Source organism: Flagellimonas sp. ABD4_174, assembly GCF_056160185.1.
On the sequence record NZ_JBSWWP010000001.1, the window covers coordinates 413334 to 433635 of the forward strand.

At 42.2% G+C, this 20302-nt stretch carries 7 protein-coding genes and 1 tRNA gene; 5 read left to right on the forward strand and 3 right to left on the reverse strand.

The window, feature by feature from the left end:
* Positions 1-6 precede the first annotated feature (6 nt).
* From ACXAFK_RS01880 to ACXAFK_RS01895, 4 genes are all read left to right on the forward strand, one after another.
* Positions 7-14169 carry a T9SS type B sorting domain-containing protein gene (locus ACXAFK_RS01880; protein WP_474956611.1) on the forward strand — a complete coding sequence of 4721 codons (14163 nt, stop codon included), beginning with the start codon at positions 7-9 and terminating at the stop codon, positions 14167-14169.
* A gap of 19 nt (positions 14170-14188) precedes the next feature.
* The gene (locus ACXAFK_RS01885; protein ID WP_224835981.1) at positions 14189-15148 is read left to right on the forward strand and encodes a PorP/SprF family type IX secretion system membrane protein; all 960 of its coding nucleotides are present in this window, start codon (positions 14189-14191) and stop codon (positions 15146-15148) included.
* 44 nt (positions 15149-15192) lie between these two features.
* Positions 15193-15552, forward strand: coding sequence for a dihydroneopterin aldolase (folB, locus tag ACXAFK_RS01890; RefSeq protein ID WP_474956612.1), 360 nt, complete (start codon positions 15193-15195; stop codon positions 15550-15552).
* Between the two features lie 48 nt (positions 15553-15600).
* Positions 15601-15671 (forward strand) — tRNA-Cys (locus ACXAFK_RS01895).
* Positions 15672-15701: 30 nt separating this feature from the next.
* Here ACXAFK_RS01895 and ACXAFK_RS01900 read toward each other — a convergent pair.
* The 3 genes from ACXAFK_RS01900 to rnr are packed head-to-tail and all read right to left on the reverse strand — an operon-like array spanning position 15702 to position 19277.
* Positions 15702-16358: a LysE family translocator gene (locus ACXAFK_RS01900; RefSeq protein WP_224835983.1), complete on the reverse strand. Its 657-nt coding sequence runs from the start codon at positions 16356-16358 to the stop codon at positions 15702-15704.
* A gap of 2 nt (positions 16359-16360) precedes the next feature.
* Positions 16361-17041, reverse strand: a complete 681-nt coding sequence (locus tag ACXAFK_RS01905; RefSeq protein ID WP_474956613.1) for a head GIN domain-containing protein — start codon at positions 17039-17041, stop codon at positions 16361-16363.
* 52 nt (positions 17042-17093) lie between these two features.
* Positions 17094-19277 (reverse strand): ribonuclease R, encoded by a 2184-nt coding sequence (rnr, locus tag ACXAFK_RS01910; protein WP_474956614.1) that lies wholly within the window; start codon positions 19275-19277, stop codon positions 17094-17096.
* Positions 19278-19870: 593 nt separating this feature from the next.
* On the opposite strand from rnr, the gene ACXAFK_RS01915 reads away from it, so the two are divergent.
* Positions 19871-20302, forward strand: a complete 432-nt coding sequence (locus ACXAFK_RS01915) for an RpiB/LacA/LacB family sugar-phosphate isomerase (protein WP_474956615.1) — start codon at positions 19871-19873, stop codon at positions 20300-20302.

Genomic DNA, 20302 nt, shown 5'->3' on the forward strand with positions numbered 1-20302 from the left:
ACGCTTATGAAAGTATCACTACTCAGGTGGGGCATAACTACTTGTTTACTCTTGTTTGCATACGCGGGATTTTCACAAGTAAAAAACGATTTCGATGTTCGTTACGCAAACGAAATTAGGGGAGACCTTACGTTTATTGCCAATAATATAGTAAACCGGGACTCCAGAAATAGAGATCCGGAAGACCCATACAATAGCACTGGTTCAAGCTCCAGTTACAACGATGACCTCAACATGCAATATATAGATGTTGATGGCGACCCTAGTACCTTTAGCTCAAGTAGTGCAACTTTGGCAGTACCAGATTCGGATTGTTCAAGAATTAGATATGCGGGACTATATTGGTCTGCCGTTTATAGAGATAACAACCGCCAGACGGATTTTGACGAAATCAAGTTTAGGGTGCCAGGTGCCGGCTACGTAGATCTAACTGCCGATGAAATTCTTTTTGATGGTAATGGAGATTCCGATTTCGGCAGCTACGCACCATATGCCTGCTATAAAGATGTAACATCCATATTAACAGGTCTGACCAATCCAGATGGAGAATATACCGTGGCCAATGTACGGGCCAGTTCGGGAGATAACGTTACTGGTGGTGTTTCGGGTGGTTGGTCTTTAGTGATCGTTTATGAAAACCCGACCTATCCAGGAAAATACATCACTACTTTTGACGGATATGCCGGTATTAAATCCGGAGAAACAGTAGATATTCCCTTTAGCGGATTTACCACTTTGCCAGCACCTTTCCCAGTAAACGCAAAACTTGGTGTAGCCGCCTTGGAAGGAGATAACCGTATTACCGGGGATCGACTGTCCATTAGAGCAGATAGCAATGGGTCTTTCACCACATTGTCCAACACGGCAAATCCATCCAATAACTTTTTTAATAGTAATATTACCAACGAAGGGGTAATTCAAACCAATCGTAACCCTAATAGTATCAACACCTTGGGTTGGGACGTAGATCTGTTCACCATTCCAAACCCAGGCCGGTCCGTAATACCCAACGGAGAAACAGGGGCAACATTAAGAGCTTCGTCTTCACAGGATAAATACGATATTTTCTTCACCTCCTTGGATGTGGAGATCATTGAACCATCTATCAACTTGGCCAAAACCGTCGAGGATATAGGTGGTAACGATATTACTGGACAAGGTGTGCACCTAGGTCAATATCTGGATTATGTGCTTACTTTCCAAAACGTAGGAAACGACGATGCCACAAATTATACCATAAGGGACGTTCTTCCCATAAATGTGACCTTGGACGAATCCAGTATAACCATGCCCTCTGGAGTAACCTATACCTTCGATCCTGCAACCAGAACCATAGTTTTTACCATTCCCGATGATATTGTTGAGGAAGGAGATCCACCAGCAGTTATCCGTATGCGGGTACAAGTGGCCGAAAACTGTTTCGACTTTATCGATGCCTGTACGGATATCATTCAAAATTTGGCATATTCCACTTATCAGGGTGTATTGAACTCAAACCAAATTACCGACGACCCCAGTGTTTACGATTTTGATGGTTGTGGATTTGGTTCTCCTGGTGCCACAAACTTCTTGTTGGACGACCTTAGCGCGTGTAACTTTAGTAGGACCGTACAACTCTGTGGTGAGGATGTATTGTTGAACGCGGGAGATAACTTTGACAACTACATTTGGTACCGCGACGAAAATGGAAACAATCAAATTGATATAGGAATCGATACGGTTATTACCGATGCCGATTCAGATACGGATCCCAGCACCATGTTGGTTACCGAAGTAGGCACTTATATTGTGGACAAGCAAGTGGCCGACCCATGTAAAGACTTTCAAGAAATAATTACCGTAGAATTGTTTGGTTCTGTTCAATCCAACCCAATTACAGCCTTGATCAACGACCCATCGAACAGCATAGATGGTGATATTGAAATATGCCCCAACGACGGTAGTGAACTGCCCGAAATTTTCTTGTGTGGACTTAACGATACAGAACTTCTACAGATCAACATTCCAGATGCTACACGAATCGATTGGGAACAACTGGACGAATCTAGCTGTGGAGACCCCGTAGATGGTTGTGCTAACACAAATACCGGTTGTACGTGGAATGTGGTTCATACCGGAAACGATTTCTTGGCTTCGGACACTGGCCAATACAGATTGGTAATCTATTATGAGGATGGATGCTTCAGTAGGTTCTATTTCAATATTTACAAGAATCCCTTGGATCCGAGATACACCAGCAGCGATATTATATGTGATACCGATGGAAACATCACCGTTACCAATGTCCCTTTGACTTATGAGTTCCAATTGGTGAACCAGACCACAGGAACGATTATAGCTCCTTACCAATCCAGCCCTAGCTTTGATATTGACACCAACGGTGCCTACATGGTGGAAATAAGACAACAAGGAGTAACCGATGGTTGTATTTTTGTGTTGGACAATATCGGTATTCTGGATAGGGATTTCCAGGTAGATGTTGTTCCCCAAGACACCGATTGTAACGGGTTGGGAGAAATTGCCATCTCCGTTCTCAATGTTGAGGCGCAATATTACTACGAAATTTCAAGTGGAGGCACCGTGGTGGATACCCACGGACCAACCAACGATAACAATTACACTTTTGAAAATCTGAACGATGGTGTTTACGACGTAACCGTAACCACAGATGATGGTTGCGACTATACCGAACAAGTTACCATTAACGATGTAACCGATTTGGCAGTAAACGCTTTGACCACAAAAAACATAGATTGTACCGATGGTATTATCTCTGTGACCGGATCGGGCGGATTCCCAAACCCTGATTATTACTACGCTATTTGGAGCTACAACGGCACAGACCTATACACCGATATTGGTGATATTCCCCCCGGCGCTTACCAGACCAGTACCGATTTTACCTTTACCAACGGAGAGGAAGGAACGTACGAGTTCGTGGTCGTGGACGGAAATAGCTGTTATGCCATTTCCAATAGCGCGGTGATTTCAGTTTCTCCTGCGGTGGAATATACCACTAGTGTGGTTAACGAAACTTGTTTCGGGGCAGACGATGGTTCATTTAACGTAAATGTGACCAACTCCAACGGATATAGTCTTTCTTATACGTTGACTTATCCCGATACCTCGACCACATCCAACACCTCCGGTTCTTTCACAAACTTACCTCAAGGAAATTATTCTCTGACCATAACCCAAACACAGGGCGGCATATCCTGTGATTTTATTGAGACCTTTACGATAAGTGGTCCGGCATCAGGTGTAACTGCCGACGCAGTTTTGACACAAGACTACACTTGTCTGCAAAATGGAATTATTGAAGCACAAAACGTAATAGGAGGTGCCGCTCCTTACGAATACAGCATAGACGGGGTCAACTTTGTTGCTTCCCCTACCTTTAACAATCTAACGGATGGAACCTATACCATTACCGTAAGAGACGATAGCGGGTGTACATTTGTTACCGATCCGGTAACCATAGACCCATTGGACCCCCCCACCGATATTGGTTTTACGGCAACCGACCCCCTTTGTCCAACTTTTGTTTCGGACGTAACCCTATCCGTTACAGGTGGAACGCCTAATTTGATCTATGAAATTATTTCCCCTGCCGTTAGTGCAGTAAACAACGGAAACAATGCAACCTTTGCAGGTCTGTCTCCAGGAACCTATATGTTCCGGGTAACCGATAACGATGGTTGTTTCTATGATGAAAGTTTTACCATTGACCCTGTAACCGAAATCGCAGTAACAGGTCAATTGCTGAACAACATTACCTGTTTTGGTGATTCAGATGGAGAAATAAGGTACAATGTATCCGACTTCAATACCGATTATGATTATTCCGTAACTGGTCCTGCAACATTTTCGGGAACCACCGAAACCAATGGAACAATCACTCTTTCTGGATTGGCCGAAGGAACCTATACCATTACCGTTACCGATAACTTTACCAACTGTACGGACACCGCAAGTGTTACCGTTGTAGCTCCGCCTGCAGCACTCAATGCTTCAGTTACTGTGGCACAACCCACTTGTGTGGCCAATGGTTCGGTAGATATTGTTGCGGCTGATGGATGGGGAAGTTATACTTACGAAATTACTGCTGGCCCAGCAGGATACGTACTGCCAGCAGCACAAGCTAACGGCCTGTTCACCGGTTTAAATATTGGTGGTACCTATACCTACACCGTTACCGACGCCAATGGTTGTGTGTTTACGGACACCTTCACAATTAATGAAGCCATCGCTCCCGTTCTGGATATTGTTCCGAACGATATTTGTTATGATGATGCCTCGGGATTGACTTTAACGGCCAATGTTACATCTGGTGGAGATGGAAATTATGAATACAGCCTAAATGGAGGTCCGTTTGTGGCCATAAATATATTCACAGGCCTCGGCCCGGGAACCTACACCATTGATGTTAGGGACGGTAATGATTGTACCGATTCGGCATCAATCACCATTGATCCAGAACTTAGTGTAACGGCATCAGCGCCAAACATAATTGCCTGTGGAACAGATACGGATGTGACCGTAACAGCGGCCGGAGGAGATGGAAATTACGTATATGCCATTGTAAATAATGGGGCTACACCAACCGCTGGGGATTTCGCAGCTGCAAACCCCATTACTATTACTGGGGCAGGAGATTACGATGTGTACGTAAGAGATAACAATGGTGCCGCAGGATATTGCGAGGCCGTTTACGATATTACCATTCTTCAAGACGATCCATTGGCCTTGACCATTGCCAATACGGACATTCTTTGTAGTGGTGAAGCTCAAGCCCAAATTACCATAACTGCGACAGGTGGTGAAGCACCTTACACCTACAGCATTGACAATGGGGCCACCTATCAAACTTCCAACATTTTTGTAAATCAAGCAGCGGGTAGCTATAATATCAGGGTTCGCGACGCCAACAATTGCGAGGTGACCCAAATTTACTCCATTACAGAACCTTTGACCCTTTCGGCTTCTGCCGCGGTAACTGCCTTGGCAGAATGTTTCCCTGGAATGGGTGCTGAGGTGCGTATCACCAATGCCATTGGAGGTACAGCTCCTTACGAATACAGTTTTAATGGCGGTTCCAATTATGGGGCAAGTTCCATTGGATATCTATTGCCGGGGACACACACGCTTTACATTAGGGACGCCAACCTGTGTACCTACCCAATGTCTGTAACCATTGATCCAGAACCAACACCCCCAACCGCAACCGCAACTGTTGATTATGAGTGTGATGGTGAAGGAACCATTACGGTAACGCCAAGCAGCACCGATTTTGACTATACTTACGAAATTAATGGTACGCTTAACACACCGGATACCAATAATGTATTTCCAAACGTACCCGTGGGCAACCATACCATTACGGTAAATTACACCAGCAACATAGCCCCTTCACCCAGTATTCTTTTATCCGAAAATTTTGGGGTGGGACCAAATACAAGCATCACCGAAATTGACCCTGCTTACTGTTACGAACCGCAAGATGGCAGTGCCAGCGCATGTGCAGGTTTTGGTACGGATACACATATTCAAGATGGTGAATATTCTGTAACTCAAAATATTGTAAACCCTTATCATTCTTGGCAAAGTCCAAACGATCATACTGGAGTGGCGAATGGGAGGTTCTTGGCCATAAATGTGGGTGGAGTAGCCGGTGTTGGTGGAATCGTTTACCAAAAAACAGGAGTAGAAGTAGTACCCAACCGTGATATCACTGTTTCCCTTTATGCGTTTAACCTATTGCGTAATGGAACCAGTGGTGGTGACCCAACTATTGAAATTCAGTTGGTAGATGGAGGCGGAACAGTTATTGCCAGTACAACCACAGGAAATATTCCAAAAAACACAGGTGCCAACGATTGGCACAATTATACCGTAAACCTTAACCCTGGGGCAAACTCCAATCTGGATATCGTTATTAGAACCAACTCTGCGGTAATCAATGGAAACGATATAGCCATTGACGACATCGAAGCATACCAAATACCCGAGGTTTGTACCGATTCCTTAACCTTGAATGTAACAGTTGAAGATGGCCATGCTTTTGATGGTGCCATTACTTCCTTTACCAATATTTCTTGTAATGGTGCTGCGGACGGAACTATCGTTTTTGAAGCTGAAAACTTTGATCCAGCAATCGGATTTACGTATCAAGTGGATGGCGGTGCTGTATCGGCCGCCCAATTTGCCAGTCCTATAACTATTTCCGGACTCGCAGCAGGCGCACATACCATCAACATAGTTGATTTAAGAGACCCTGCCTGTTCAGTGGTGTTGAACCAAACCTTGACCCAGCCCGATATTCTGGATGTAACCGCAACAATAACCAATGTACTGACCTGTACCAACGGAGGTGCAACCATCACGGCCACGGCCACCGATGGAACACCTGCTTATCAATACCAGCTAGAAGATGATCTGGGAGGTATAATCACAACTTTCCAAACTTCCAATGTGTTTACCGGACTTGCCGCAGGGGATTATGTGATCCGTGCAAGGGATATTAATTTATGCGAGGACACGACCAATATAACAATTGATCCTCCGGCAACCATCGCTTTTAATCTAACACCTACACTTTGTTATAGTGGAAATAATGATGGAAGTATTCAAGTAGATGTTACCGACGGGAACGGTACCTATCAATTTAGTTTGAATGGCGGTGCATGGATGACGCCCACACCGACCAACGTTACAACATACCTTTTTGAAAACTTAACGGCAGGAACCTATACCATAGACGTACGAGATGCATTCGGATGTACAGCCACGGATACTGCAACCATTAATCCAGCATTGACCGCTTCAGCATCGTTGAACAGTGATTTGACCTGTTTGGCCGATGCCAGCATAACCATTAATGCAACTGGTGGTTCCGGTAGCTATTCCTACGAATGGTCCAACGATGGAGGAACCAATTATTTTGCAACCGGGTTCACTGGAAACGTATTCACTACAAATACCGATGGAACCTATCAGTTCCGCGTGACCGATACAGCTACTTGTACCACAGTAACAAATAGTGTTATAGTAACTCCGGCAACCCAACCTGTAATCAGCAATGTTATCCCAACAGATATCTTATGTTTTGGTGATAGTACCGGGTCTCTGAACGTTGTAATCGATACCTCGGTTGGCGTTCCGCCATACACCATTAATGTAGTAGAAACAAGTGGGCCTACCAACTATGGAACTCAGACCACAGGTTTGCCAGCAGGGTCTTATGAAGTAACCATAACCGATGATAAAGGTTGTGTTTCCGATCCGTTCCCTGTGGTGATTTCTGAACCAACTCCTATTTTGCCAAATGTAACGCACACCAATCTTACATGTGTTGCATCGACCACCGAATTAGGAACCATAACCGTTGATGCTTCAGGAGGAACACCAGATTATATCTATCAGGTATACAACACTGATTTCAGTGTAAACCTTACCTACGATACTTCTTTAGGGACCAATGATCATACCTTTACCGGTCTTGATTTTGGAGATTACACCGTACAAATTACTGATGCCAATGGATGTCAAAACATATCAACGGTTACCATTACAACGGGTCCGGATATATTGATAACCACGGCAGGGGCTTCGGGCTGTACGCCTGGTAGCGGTGAAATGACTGTTGAGGCTCAAGCTTCCAATGGAACTTTGGGTGTAGGAACATTCTATTTTGCCATCTATCCTGCTCCGGCTTTCAATGCGGCCGATCCTGCATGGTTCCCGGAAGATCCCCTACCAGCACCGGACAACACCCACTTGTTCACAGGTCTTACCCCCGGGGTAACTTATACCTTTATTGTTTTTGATACAGATACCAATTGTGAATATATTCAGGAAGCAACCGTTCCTGTGGCTACCAACTCTACTTTGGTATCAACTATAGATGCTTCAACCGATATAACTTGTACAGGAGCTGCCGATGGCACAGTAGATTTTACCATATCCGGTTATGGTGGAAATAATGTGAATTACGAGATTTTCTACACCAATACCCATACTACCACAGGTATATCGGATACAATATCGGGTGCAATCGGAGGCCCAGAAAGCGATACAGCAACAGGTTTGAGCCCCGGAGAATACTACATTCTTTTCGAAGAGGCCGATGGACCTAACGCTGGTTGTGTAATTGCTTCTGATGAATTCCTTATTGAACAAGCGCCTACTTTGCTAGATGTTACAGCTAGTTCACCAACTAACGACAACTGTAATCCAAATGCAGGTGTTATCACCGCATCGGCCCAATTTGGTCTTGCTCCTTACGAGTATCTGTATTTATTGGATACCGACCCCGCTCCTACAGCTGCTACCGCTGGATGGACAAGCAGTAACACGGCCAATGTAGAAGCTGGTGATTACATTGTGTATGTAAAAGATGCGAACGATTGTATACAAAGTGATCCCGTTACCGTTCTACTCGATCCAAGCCCGGATATTTCTCTGGCCATAATAGATGAATGTGTGGACGAAGGACTATTCCAGGTTATGGTTACGTTGGACAACCCAGCTGTGGCCATGGCACCGTTCCAAATTAGTATTAATGGTGGCGCATTCCAAAACTTTACATTCAATGGAAGCAATCAATATTTAATATCCAACCTATCTTCAAGTACAGGTCAATCAATAACTGTTCGAGACCTGAACGGATGTACCGAAACAGAAACTTTTGATATTCATCCACCTTTGGAGTTTACGGTTACACAAACGGTAGCATTGGATTGTGAAATTGGTGCTGCCGGTAATGCCGAACTATTGATCGATGTAATCTCGGGATCTGGAAACTATGAGTATATGATCGATGGACCGGGCACAAACGATGTAGCAAGAGGTGTTCTTACATTGGATGCTTTCAATCAATTTACTTGGACAGGCGCAGCAGTTGCCGGTAATTATGATGTGATTGTGTACGACATGGGTACAGCACCACCGAACTGTCCTAAAACCATAACCATAGAAGTTCCAGATGCACCTATTCCAGATTTTACAGAAACCCATGTAGATGTAACCTGTTTTGGTGGAAACGATGGTAGCATTACCCTAACAGCTGTGGACAATGGTATACTTCCATTGACATATACCCTAACACCCATGCCTGTTGGCGCTGTATTGAATGGAAATACTTTTGAAAATTTACCTGCAGGAACATACGATGTACGAGCAATTGGTGCAAATAACTGTCCCTTTGATATTACAGGGATCGTTATTTCCCAGCCAGATGCCATAACCAATGTAAACGCATCAGTAGTTGAATTCGGTTGTAGTGTTGGCAACAACATGAACAACGCGACCATCACGGTTGATACAGCCTCTATAACCGGAGGTAGTGGAAACTATGTTATCTATGAATTTATCAACGATGCGGGAGCTGTAGTGGTTCAATCCGGAAACAATCCGGTATACACCGAAACCGATATCAACGGTGGCAACTACACCATCAATGTATATGATAGTAATGGTTGTATTGGCACAACCACAGCTAGCATTGCAGCGTTTGATAGCTTGGACAACGCGACTATTACGGTTGATGCAGTTGCTACTTGTGCCACTGGCGAGGATATTACCATTACCGCAGTAGGATCCATTACAGATTCCAATACGCATCCGGCCAATTACGAATTTAGGGAATTGCCTTCTGGTATATTCCAGCCTACCGGAGTCTTTACAGGATTGAGTGTTGGAACACACAATTTTGAAGTTAGAAACACAGTAACAGGATGTGTTAGAACTATTTCACACGAAGTGGCCGATCCAGAAGTTTTGGATTTGAATGTGGTAAGCACCATAGATATTACTTGCTTTGGAGACACTAATGGCGAAGTGGAACTGAACCTTGTTGACGCTTCCAGCACAACCTATGCAAGTGCTACAAGTTATACACTGTATTACGATTTCTTAAATACTCCGACCAATCTGGGAGACGATACCATTACAACAGGTACAGATACCGACGGAAGCTTTACCATCACAGGACTCGCTGCCGGAACATATTATATCGAAGTAACGGATACCAATCCTCCGGGAGCTGCATGTCTGTACAGCGAATCCTTTACTATTGCAGGTCCTGCTGCTGCCATTACAGGAAATACTGTAGTAACCGATATTACCTGTTTGGGCAACGACGGTGCCATCCAGATTACCAATGTTGCCGGTGGATGGGGCGGATATTCCTACTATGTAGGTACTTCTTCTCCAACTGCTCCAGGTGATTATGTGGCCAGTCCAAACTTTACCGGACTCGTTGCTGGAACCTATGAAGCTTGGGTAATCGATTCCAGTGGTTGTGAAGAATTGGTGGATACCGTAACCTTAACCGATCCTAATCCGATAACTGCCACATTGCAAATCAATGTGGAAAACTGTACCGATCTGCAAGGTGAAATCCAAGTGGTGGGAACAGCAGGTGGACAAGGAAGCAACTATACCTATCAATTGATTAAAGATGGAACAAATGTTGGTTCTCCACAAACAAATACCATATTCTCAGGTCTTGGAGCTGGTTCCTATGAAGTGTTGATCGCCGATCAGTGGTCCTGTACCACAACTGTTGGACCAGTAGTTCTTACAGATGCCATGACAGCCAATACAACTGTTGTTAAACCTATAGATTGTGATATTAGCGATCCAGGCGGACAAATTACTGTTAATGTTTCCGGTGGATCTACAAATTTAGAATTCGAAGTAGAATTCCCGGATGGTTCAACGCCACTTCCAACAAACACTACAGGAGTATTTACAGGTTTAACCATGCCCGGTGTGTATACTTTTACGGTAACAGATAATGATACTGCCACACCATGTACTTATGTAGTTACCCAAGAATTGGATGATAAAGTTGATCCGATCATCGATAATGTTATCATACAAGATGTGAGCTGTAATGGAGGTTCCGACGGAAGTTTGACCGTTGTACTCGATCCTGCTACCGTAGTTGATCCTGTATACACCTACGAACTTTATGAAATGTCGGATTTGGTGAATCCATACCGATTTGCTCAATCAAGTCCTGTTTTTGATAATCTGCCCGCAGGTAATTACCAAGCGAGGGTAATCTCTTCAAGAGCATGTGAAGACTCTTTTGATGTAACCGTGGGCGAACCCTCTGCATTAACAGCATCTGCCTCTGCGACAGATTTTGCTTGTAGCCCAAGTAATAGTGTAAACGAAGCCACTATAACTATTTCGGCCCTTGGAGGAACAGCACCCTATACCTATAGTTTTGAAGGAAACAGCTTCACTTCCGATGCTACTTTCAATGTTGTGGACAATACGACCGTACAAACCATCAACTATATTGTTAGGGATGCCAATGGATGTGAATATCCGGATAGTATAACTGTTCAACCTCTGAACACATTTACCCTAAACTTAAATCAAGATATTGCCATTTCTTGTGTTGATCCAGAAACTGTGACCTTAACAGTTACTGAATTCATCGGTGGCGACACCTATACTTTTGAATTGTTGCCTGTAGGAAATCCTTATGGAGCAATCACAACCTCAACAGGAACAACAGCAACATTTGAGTTAACAGAACCTGGAAGCTATACATTCAGGGCTACCAATGATACTACCGGTTGCTATGTGGAGACTACACACAACATAGCTCCATACGATACCATTGACGTTGTGGCCACGGCAACATCGCCTGCTATGTGTTTTGGTGATGCAGGAACTCTGGAAATTGATGTAACTGGTTACACTGGCACTTACAATTATGAAGTATTCAATGCCGATGGTACAACAACTGGTATATCGGGAAGTGGTAATACAACCACTAATCCAATGTCCATAACCGATCCATTGTTGGTAGGTGGAAACTACTTTGTGCGTGTAACCGAAACCGGGTATCCGGAATGTATTGAAGATTCCAATACCATTACCATAATATCGCCAAGTTCAGCATTGGATTATACACCACAAGAAGTGGCCAATGTAACCTGTACCAATGATCAAGGAGAAATATTGATAGCTCCTACAGGAGGTTATGCACCTTATAACATTGTATTGACCAACACTACTACAACACAGGTATATACCATAAACAATGTTGCAAGCCATGTGTTTACAGGTTTATCTGCAGGAAATTATACGGTAAGTGTTACGGACAATGGTGGATGTGTTGAAGATAGAACGATCACCCTAACGGAACCCATTCCGATTACTGCGGATATTGATGCTGCCCCAATAGATCTTTTGTGCTATGGCGACAATAGTGCTGCGGTTTGGGCTGATAATGTTTTAGGTGGCGAAGGTGTTTACCAATACCAATTAAATATTTATGATGCTACCGGAACAACCATCCAGTTCACCACTGGCGTACAAAGCAGTGATACATTTACAGGATTGGGTGCTGGAATATACAGCATAACCGTATCCGATGGATGGAGCTGTGGTGTGGAAACCCCTCAAGTGACCATTACCGAACCAACAGAGGTTATGGCATCTTTGATCCAATTAAGTGGAATGACCTGTACTAACGATGCACAGATCCTATTGAGTGCGGCCGGTGGAACAGCCCCTTATTTCTATAGTACGGATGGCATAAGTTTTACGGCCATGAGCGGTGGAAACACCCATACGTTCGATGTAGCACCTGGAGTATACCAATACTATGTTCGAGATGCCAACGGTTGTGATGCTATGATATCCAACCAGGTAACCGTAGATGCTGTGCCAGACCTAATGCTCGAAATAGACGATTCTGCAGCCATCATCAATTGTATGGGCGAAGCTTCTGCGACCATTATTGCAAGCGCAACCGGAGGTCTGGGCAATTATAGCTACGAACTGTTCTCGGATGCAGCTTTGACCCATCTAGTAAATGGACCACAAACCAGTGGAACCTTTAACGGACTAATTGCAGGAGATTATTATGTAAGAGTAACCAGCGTAGACTGTGTTGAGATTTCACCTGTAATCACCATTGTTGATCCAGATCCTTTGGTTGTCGATAGGGAAGAATTTACCGATATCACTTGTTCTGGTATGGAGGACGGAACCATTACTGTTGAAGTTTCCGGAGGAACCGGTGAGATACTTTACGCCATTTCACCAAATCTAGATCAGTTCGATACCGAAAACACGTTTACAGATTTGGCACCAGGTATTTACGATGTAATTGCCCAGGATGTAAACGGATGCTTTATCACCTTCCAATTTGAACTTACGCAACCAGAACCGGTAGTTGCCGAGGCCATCAACATTATGGACGAGGTATGTTTTGAAAGCGGCGATGGATCCTTTGAAGTTCAAATCTCTGGTGGCACTGCTCCTTACCAAACCAGTTTAAACTCAACAGCAGATGAAAATTTTGTACAGGACCAGTTCTTGTTCCAAAATCTGACCGCTGGAACCCATGTAGTTTTTGTAAGGGATGCACAAGGTTGTGAAACCAATGTGATCGTTGAAATTGATCCTGGCGTAAATTTAGCGGCAACCGTTACACCAATGTACGAGTGTAGTGATATTGTTCCGGATAACTATTTGAATATTGTTTTTGAGGACGAATCCATTACCAACGACTTAATGTTCGCTTTGGATTCCACCGATCCGGCAGATATGCAATTAACGGCCGACTTTACCAATATGGCACCCGGCGATCATTACCTGACCGTAGCCCACGCCAATGGTTGTATGACGACTTATGACTTCACTATCGAAGCATTTGAACCATTGACATTAACCTTGGAGAATAACAACATCAACCAGATAACAGCAATAGCTGATGGTGGTGTGGAAGACTATACGTTCTATTTCAACGATATTGATAATGGAACCGAAAACACATTCTACATCAACAGAACGGATACCTACACTGTAACCGTTGTTGATCAAAATGGATGTGAGGCCACTGCGGAGATCTTTATGGAATTCATAGATATTGAATTTCCGAACTTTTTCACCCCAGATGGCGACGGTCTCAACGATATATGGCTACCTGACAACATTGAAGGGTTCCCGGACGTACTAATTATAATTTATGATCGTTATGGTAGAGTAGTGGAAGAGATGACCCGAAACGTACAGGGATGGGATGGCAATTACGATGGAAAACCATTGCCTACCGGAGATTACTGGTATGTTGTTAAGCTGGAAGGTCCATTGGACGACCGCGAGTTTGTAGGCCATTTTACACTATATCGACAATAACACTTAACCTGCTAACCCCATGCTTAAAAAAGTATATTCAACAATCCTATTGGTTTCCTTGTCACTTTGTGCCAAGGGACAGGAGTTGACCGTACCCCAATTATCTCAATACATAGCCGACAATCCCTTTTTAATGTCCCCTACCTATGCAGGTATCGGCGACCATATAAAAGTTCGTTTAAACGGCTTAACGCAATGGGTGGGCATAGAGGATGCCCCGGATACCCAAACACTGGCAGCCGATGCCAGAATTGGAAACAGATCGGGGGTAGGTATGCTGCTTTACAACGATAGTAACGGTTTTACAAGACAACGGGGTGCAAGGGTATCTTTCGCCCACCATTTAACCTTGGACCGTTATGACGATATCTTCCTCTCGTTCGGTCTGTCCTATAATTTTAACCAATTTAGGATAGATGTGGAACAGTTTGAGGAAAACAATGGTCAGTTGCCTACAGACGATAAAGCCACAACAAATCATAACTTTGATATTGGGTTTTTATATCGGTACGATAAATTTTTCTTTAGTGCAAATGCCGGAAACGTCCTCAATAAAGATTTATCCAATTTCAATACAGATATTATACGGATAGAACCCAATAAGCTTAGAAACTATTACCTGTATTCAGGATATAGTTTTTCCAAAAGTAAAAACAGTAAATTGGAAATAGAACCTTCCGTATTTTTTCAATGGTTTGAAAGTGATGGACGTTCGGTTACGGATTTAAATGCCAAATTCCGTTTTCGCGATTTTGAAGACTATTACTACGTAGGACTTACCTATCGCTTTTTGAACGACCAATTGGGAGAACCGCTTTATATTGCACCTTTGGCAGGTTTTAAAAAGAGTAACTTCTATTTTGGGTATTCCTATCAGGTAATTACCAACGAAATTTTGGGATATAGTACAGGTACGCACGTTCTCACCGTGGGTATGGATCTGTTCCAGGGAATCAGTAACTGCAGATGTATGTATTGATTTGACCGTTTTGTCCTATTTTTGCCCATTCTTAAATCACAGTTTTGGGAAAAATAAGATTAAAAAACGTTAGAATACATTCCAACCACGGTTGTTTAAAAGAAGAAATGTTGATCGGAAGCGATTACCGTGTAGATCTGGAGGTAACCTCCGACCTTTCCAAACCGGCAGATTCCGATATATTGACCGAAACCGTGGATTACATTCACCTCAACAATATTATAAAAGATGAAATGTTGGTGCGTTCCAACCTTTTGGAACACGTTGCCAAACGTATTATAGACCGTATCTTTTTGGAATTGCCACAAGTAACCCAGGTAGAAGTGGAAGTAGCTAAAATTAATCCCCCAATAGGTGGAGATGTGGAAAGCGTAGCCGTTATTTTAAACTCTCAAAGACAATAATAATCGTTTGGGTAAGCTAAAAAAAATAGTACATTTGCACTCTTAATCGGCATCGTGGCCGAGTGGCTAGGCAGAGCTCTGCAAAAGCTTGTACAGCGGTTCGAATCCGCTCGATGCCTCAAAACCCAGTACTTTGTGCTGGGTTTTTTTTAACTGATCTTTTCTATTCCTTCTTTAATATCGAATTTTTCTTTGGGCAGGAATCCTTTGCTGATCAAAACAATGCCACAAATGATCAAAACAATACCTAAACCTTTTTTTATGACTACAATACGGTCTTGGGTCAAATAACGCTTTAACTGTTTGGCCAATATAATTTTTACAAGATCGGTCGCGAAATACACTAAGATCACAGTACTAAAAAATACCAACATTCGATTTGGATTGTTCTCTAAACTTGGTCCTACAACAATAATTAAACCGAGCCAAAATGCTAGAACACCGATATTGATGAAATTCAATAAAAATCCTTTTACAATTAACCCCAAATAGGTACCCTTGGAAGCTTTTACATTAGATTTTTTCTTGGCTTTTTTAACGAACAGATAAATTCCGTACACCAAAAGAATCATTCCTCCAAATACGAACAGTCCCGGCTCGTTACTTAGATTTTCCAACAATTGGAAACTACTGAAGTAGGCAATAATCAAAAAAACAATATCCGCAACTATAACCCCAATATCCAGACTTACTCCCGCTCTAAAACCTTTTGTGGCACTGGTTTCCAATAAAACAAAGAAAACGGGACCGATCATAAAGCTGAGCAAAAATCCTAAGGGAATCGCTGCTTGGATATCGTCAATCATTATTATTTGATTCTTTTTATTTTACCACCGAAAAGGGTGTGTTCATCCATTTTTTTTGGATCTCCGTACACTAGTACTTCGCCTCTGGCCTTTACATTGGCCTTTACATAATCCGATGCATAAATTTCGGCATTTCCGCCCGCATTTACGTTTATTGTGGTAAATTTTGTCTTAAATGATTTTCCTTGATAGGATCCACCTGTGTTGATGATCACATCTTGTGTATTGGAAAATCCTCCAACAATGATCTCTCCCCCGGATATGGATTTGATCAACAATTGGTCCACTTCGCAATTAATTTCCAATTCACCGCCTTCTTGAGCTTTAAGTTCCAATACATCTTGGATATAAGTATCATCGGACGAAATTCTCGCATCCTCGTTAACATCTATTACCACCAATTCCTCGGAGTGGTAGAGATCTACATAAGTTCTATAACCACTAAAGATCTTTACGATCTCCATCCTAATTTTAAGTACACCATTATTATTGACTATGGCGACATTCTTGGTATTGGCACCTGTAATCACCGCTTTGTTTTCGTTGGATCTTATCAAGTTGATGGAAATTCCATCGAACCCCTTTACTTCAGTGAACTTTTGTAGGTCTTGGGTTATGGTGGCGTCCTGAGCTTCAATAAATTGAAAGGACAGAAATATAATAACAATCGCAAATAATCTCATGTTATAAAAATTTGGTTATCAATAGAATAACAAATTCTGTTCCAAAATAGTATTATTTCTTTTTGCCTAACAACGAAAAATCCAAATGCCGTTTTACAAGATCGGTACTCTTCACCATCACATATACCTCATCTCCCAATTGGTACATCCGTTTGGTCCTTTCTCCGATTATGGCATATTGGCGTTCATCAAAAACATAATAATCATCTTTAATGTCCCGGATACGGATCATACCCTCACATTTATTTTCAATTATTTCCACATATATGCCCCATTCGGTAACCCCGGAAATTACACCCAAGAACTCTTGATCCTTGTGGTCTTCCATAAATTTTATCTGCATGTATTTTATGGAATCCCTTTCCGCATTGGCGGCCAACAGCTCCATGTCGGAAGAGTGTTTACATTTTTCTTCGTACAAAGTGGCATTTGGGGCCTTTTCCTTATTGAGATAATGCTGTAGCAATCTATGTACCATTACATCGGGATATCTTCGAATGGGAGAGGTAAAATGTGTGTAGTAATCGAACCCTAATCCGTAGTGACCTATATTTTCCGTAGTATAGATAGCCTTGCTCATACTGCGAATCGCCAAGGTATCCACTAAATTTTGTTCTTTTTGGCCTTTTACATCCTCCAACAACTTATTCAAGGATTGGTTAATGGACTTGCTGTCCTTAAGATTAATGCTATGTCCAAATCTGGAAATTACACCGTTGAGGGCCAATAATTTATCCTCGTCCGGCTTGTCGTGCACACGGTAAACAAATGTTTTTTTCTGCTTACCAATATACTCCGCCACCTTTCTATTGGCGAGCAACATAAACTCTTCTATTAGTTTGTTGGCATCTTTGGCTTCCTTAAAATATACACCTACGGGTTCGTTGTCCTTGGAAAGATGGAATTTCACTTCGATCTTATCAAACGAGATCGCTCCGGCATCCATACGGGCCTTGCGCATGATCTTGGCCAACCTATCAAATGTCAACACGGCATTTACAATATCTTGGGATACTGCATAGGCTTTTCCACGGATGGATATTTCCTTTGGAATTTGACTTTGTTCGGTTTCAATTATGTGCTGTGCCTCCTCGTAGGCAAATCGTTCATTGGAGTTGATGGCGGTTCTTCCAAACCACTGATTTACCAATCGTGCGTTGTTGTCCATTTCAAAAACTGCGGAGAAGGTATATTTTTCCTCGTTGGGCCGTAAGGAACATGCTTGGTTGGACAAGACTTCCGGCAACATGGGTACAACGCGATCCACTAAATACACCGAAGTGGCCCTATTGTACGCTTCTTCTTCCAAAATTGAATCGGGCCTAACATAGTGGGAAACATCGGCAATGTGGATACCTATTTCATAGTTCCCGTTTTCCAACTGTTGAAAAGAGAGTGCATCGTCAAAATCCTTTGCATCCTTTGGATCAATGGTAAAGGTCAACACATCTCGCATATCCCTTCGATTGGCAATTTCGGATTCTTTAATACTGGTATCCAAAGTTTTGGCATACTGTTCCACTTCGTACGGAAACTCGTTAGGAAGGCCATATTCCGCTAAAATGGCATGTATCTCGGTATGGTGTTCCCCAGGTCTTCCCAACACTTCTATAATTTCACCGTAAGGAGAATCCGCATCTTTGGGCCAGTCTCCCAAAAGAACCAATACTTTATCACCATCGTTGGCATTTTTCAATTTTTCCGGTGGAATAAATATATCGGTGTACATTCTGGAATCCGTAGGACGAACAAAAGCAAATCTTTTTTGTTTGTCCACAATGCCAACATAAGATGTTTTTTTCCTTTCGAGTATCTTCGAAATTTCACCTTCCATTTTCTTACTCTTCTTCCGTGGCCTTATAAATACTTCGACCGTATCACCATGGAAAGCTCCGTTCAAATTATTGTTCTGAACAAATACATCGTCCTCCAATTCTTCTACGATAATATATGCATTGCCACTGGTAGTAAGATCTACCCTACCTGTAAAATAGGTATGCAAAGAAGGTTTCATTTGAAATTTGCCCCTTTCCACCTCAACGATACGATCACTGGCCCTTAACTGACCTAATCGTTTGATCAGCAGGTTTCTATCTTGTGTATCCGAAATACCCAATTTAGAAGCTATCTGCTTGTAATTAAAGGTTTTGGACGGTTCTTTTTCCAGGATGGTAAAAATGCCCTTGGTTATCTCGTTCTTCCGCTGACTACTTGCTCTCTTCTTTTTCTTTGACATTAACGTCCTTATTTTTTTGAAAAATACAAATTATAATCCGTGACCAACAAGGAAAGAAAAAGTAATCACAAACAAATCTGCTTTTATCAACAATTATCAATATTATATTTTTTCTTCTTTTTTAAATTTTATGAAAATGATGATTATGATAGATCGTTGAAATGTGGAATAAAATTTTTAGAAAAAAGTTGCTTTGAACAGTCAAAATATTTTGTTCACAATTTGTCAGCGTACAAGAAATTTAAGAATCAGGCTTTTATATTTTTTATTCACGGTTTTTAATAACCGTTGTCAACATCAATTTATTGAAAAGTTAATGTGTTTTTAATGTTAATTACCTAACATAAATGTTTCATATTCGTTGATTAATTTTTAATGAAATCTATAGTCAAGGTTAAATAATTATTACTACTGATATATTTTATTAGAAATCAAAATTTCGTTACCATATTTTTTCTTAAAAGAATTAACAAAATATAGATGTTGTTAAGTGTTTGTTTTTTAACTAAATGCAAAAAGCTTCCCATTTTTATAAACAGCATCCCATTAAAAGATATCGTACCTTTGTTTAGCATCCATTTTAATACAAAAACATGAAAATTGCGATAGGAAACGACCACGCCGGAACTGATTATAAATTGGCCATTATTGGCCTATTAAAATCCAAGGGTATAGAAGTTGTCAATTATGGTACCGATGGTTCGGATAGTGTGGATTATCCGGATTTTACCCACCCTGTAGCCACCGATGTGGCCAATGGTAATGTAGATATGGGTATTGTTCTCTGTGGTAGTGGCAATGGTGCTACCATGACGATTAACAAACACCAGAACGTAAGGGGAGCATTATGTTGGAACAAGGAGATCACACAGTTGGCAAGGGAACACAACGATGCCAATATCTTGAGCTTACCGGCACGTTTTATATCTCTACCGCAGGCCTTGGAAATGGTTGATACTTTTTTAAACACCAAATTCGATGGGGGCAGGCACGAACGCAGGATAGAAAAAATACCATGTAGATAA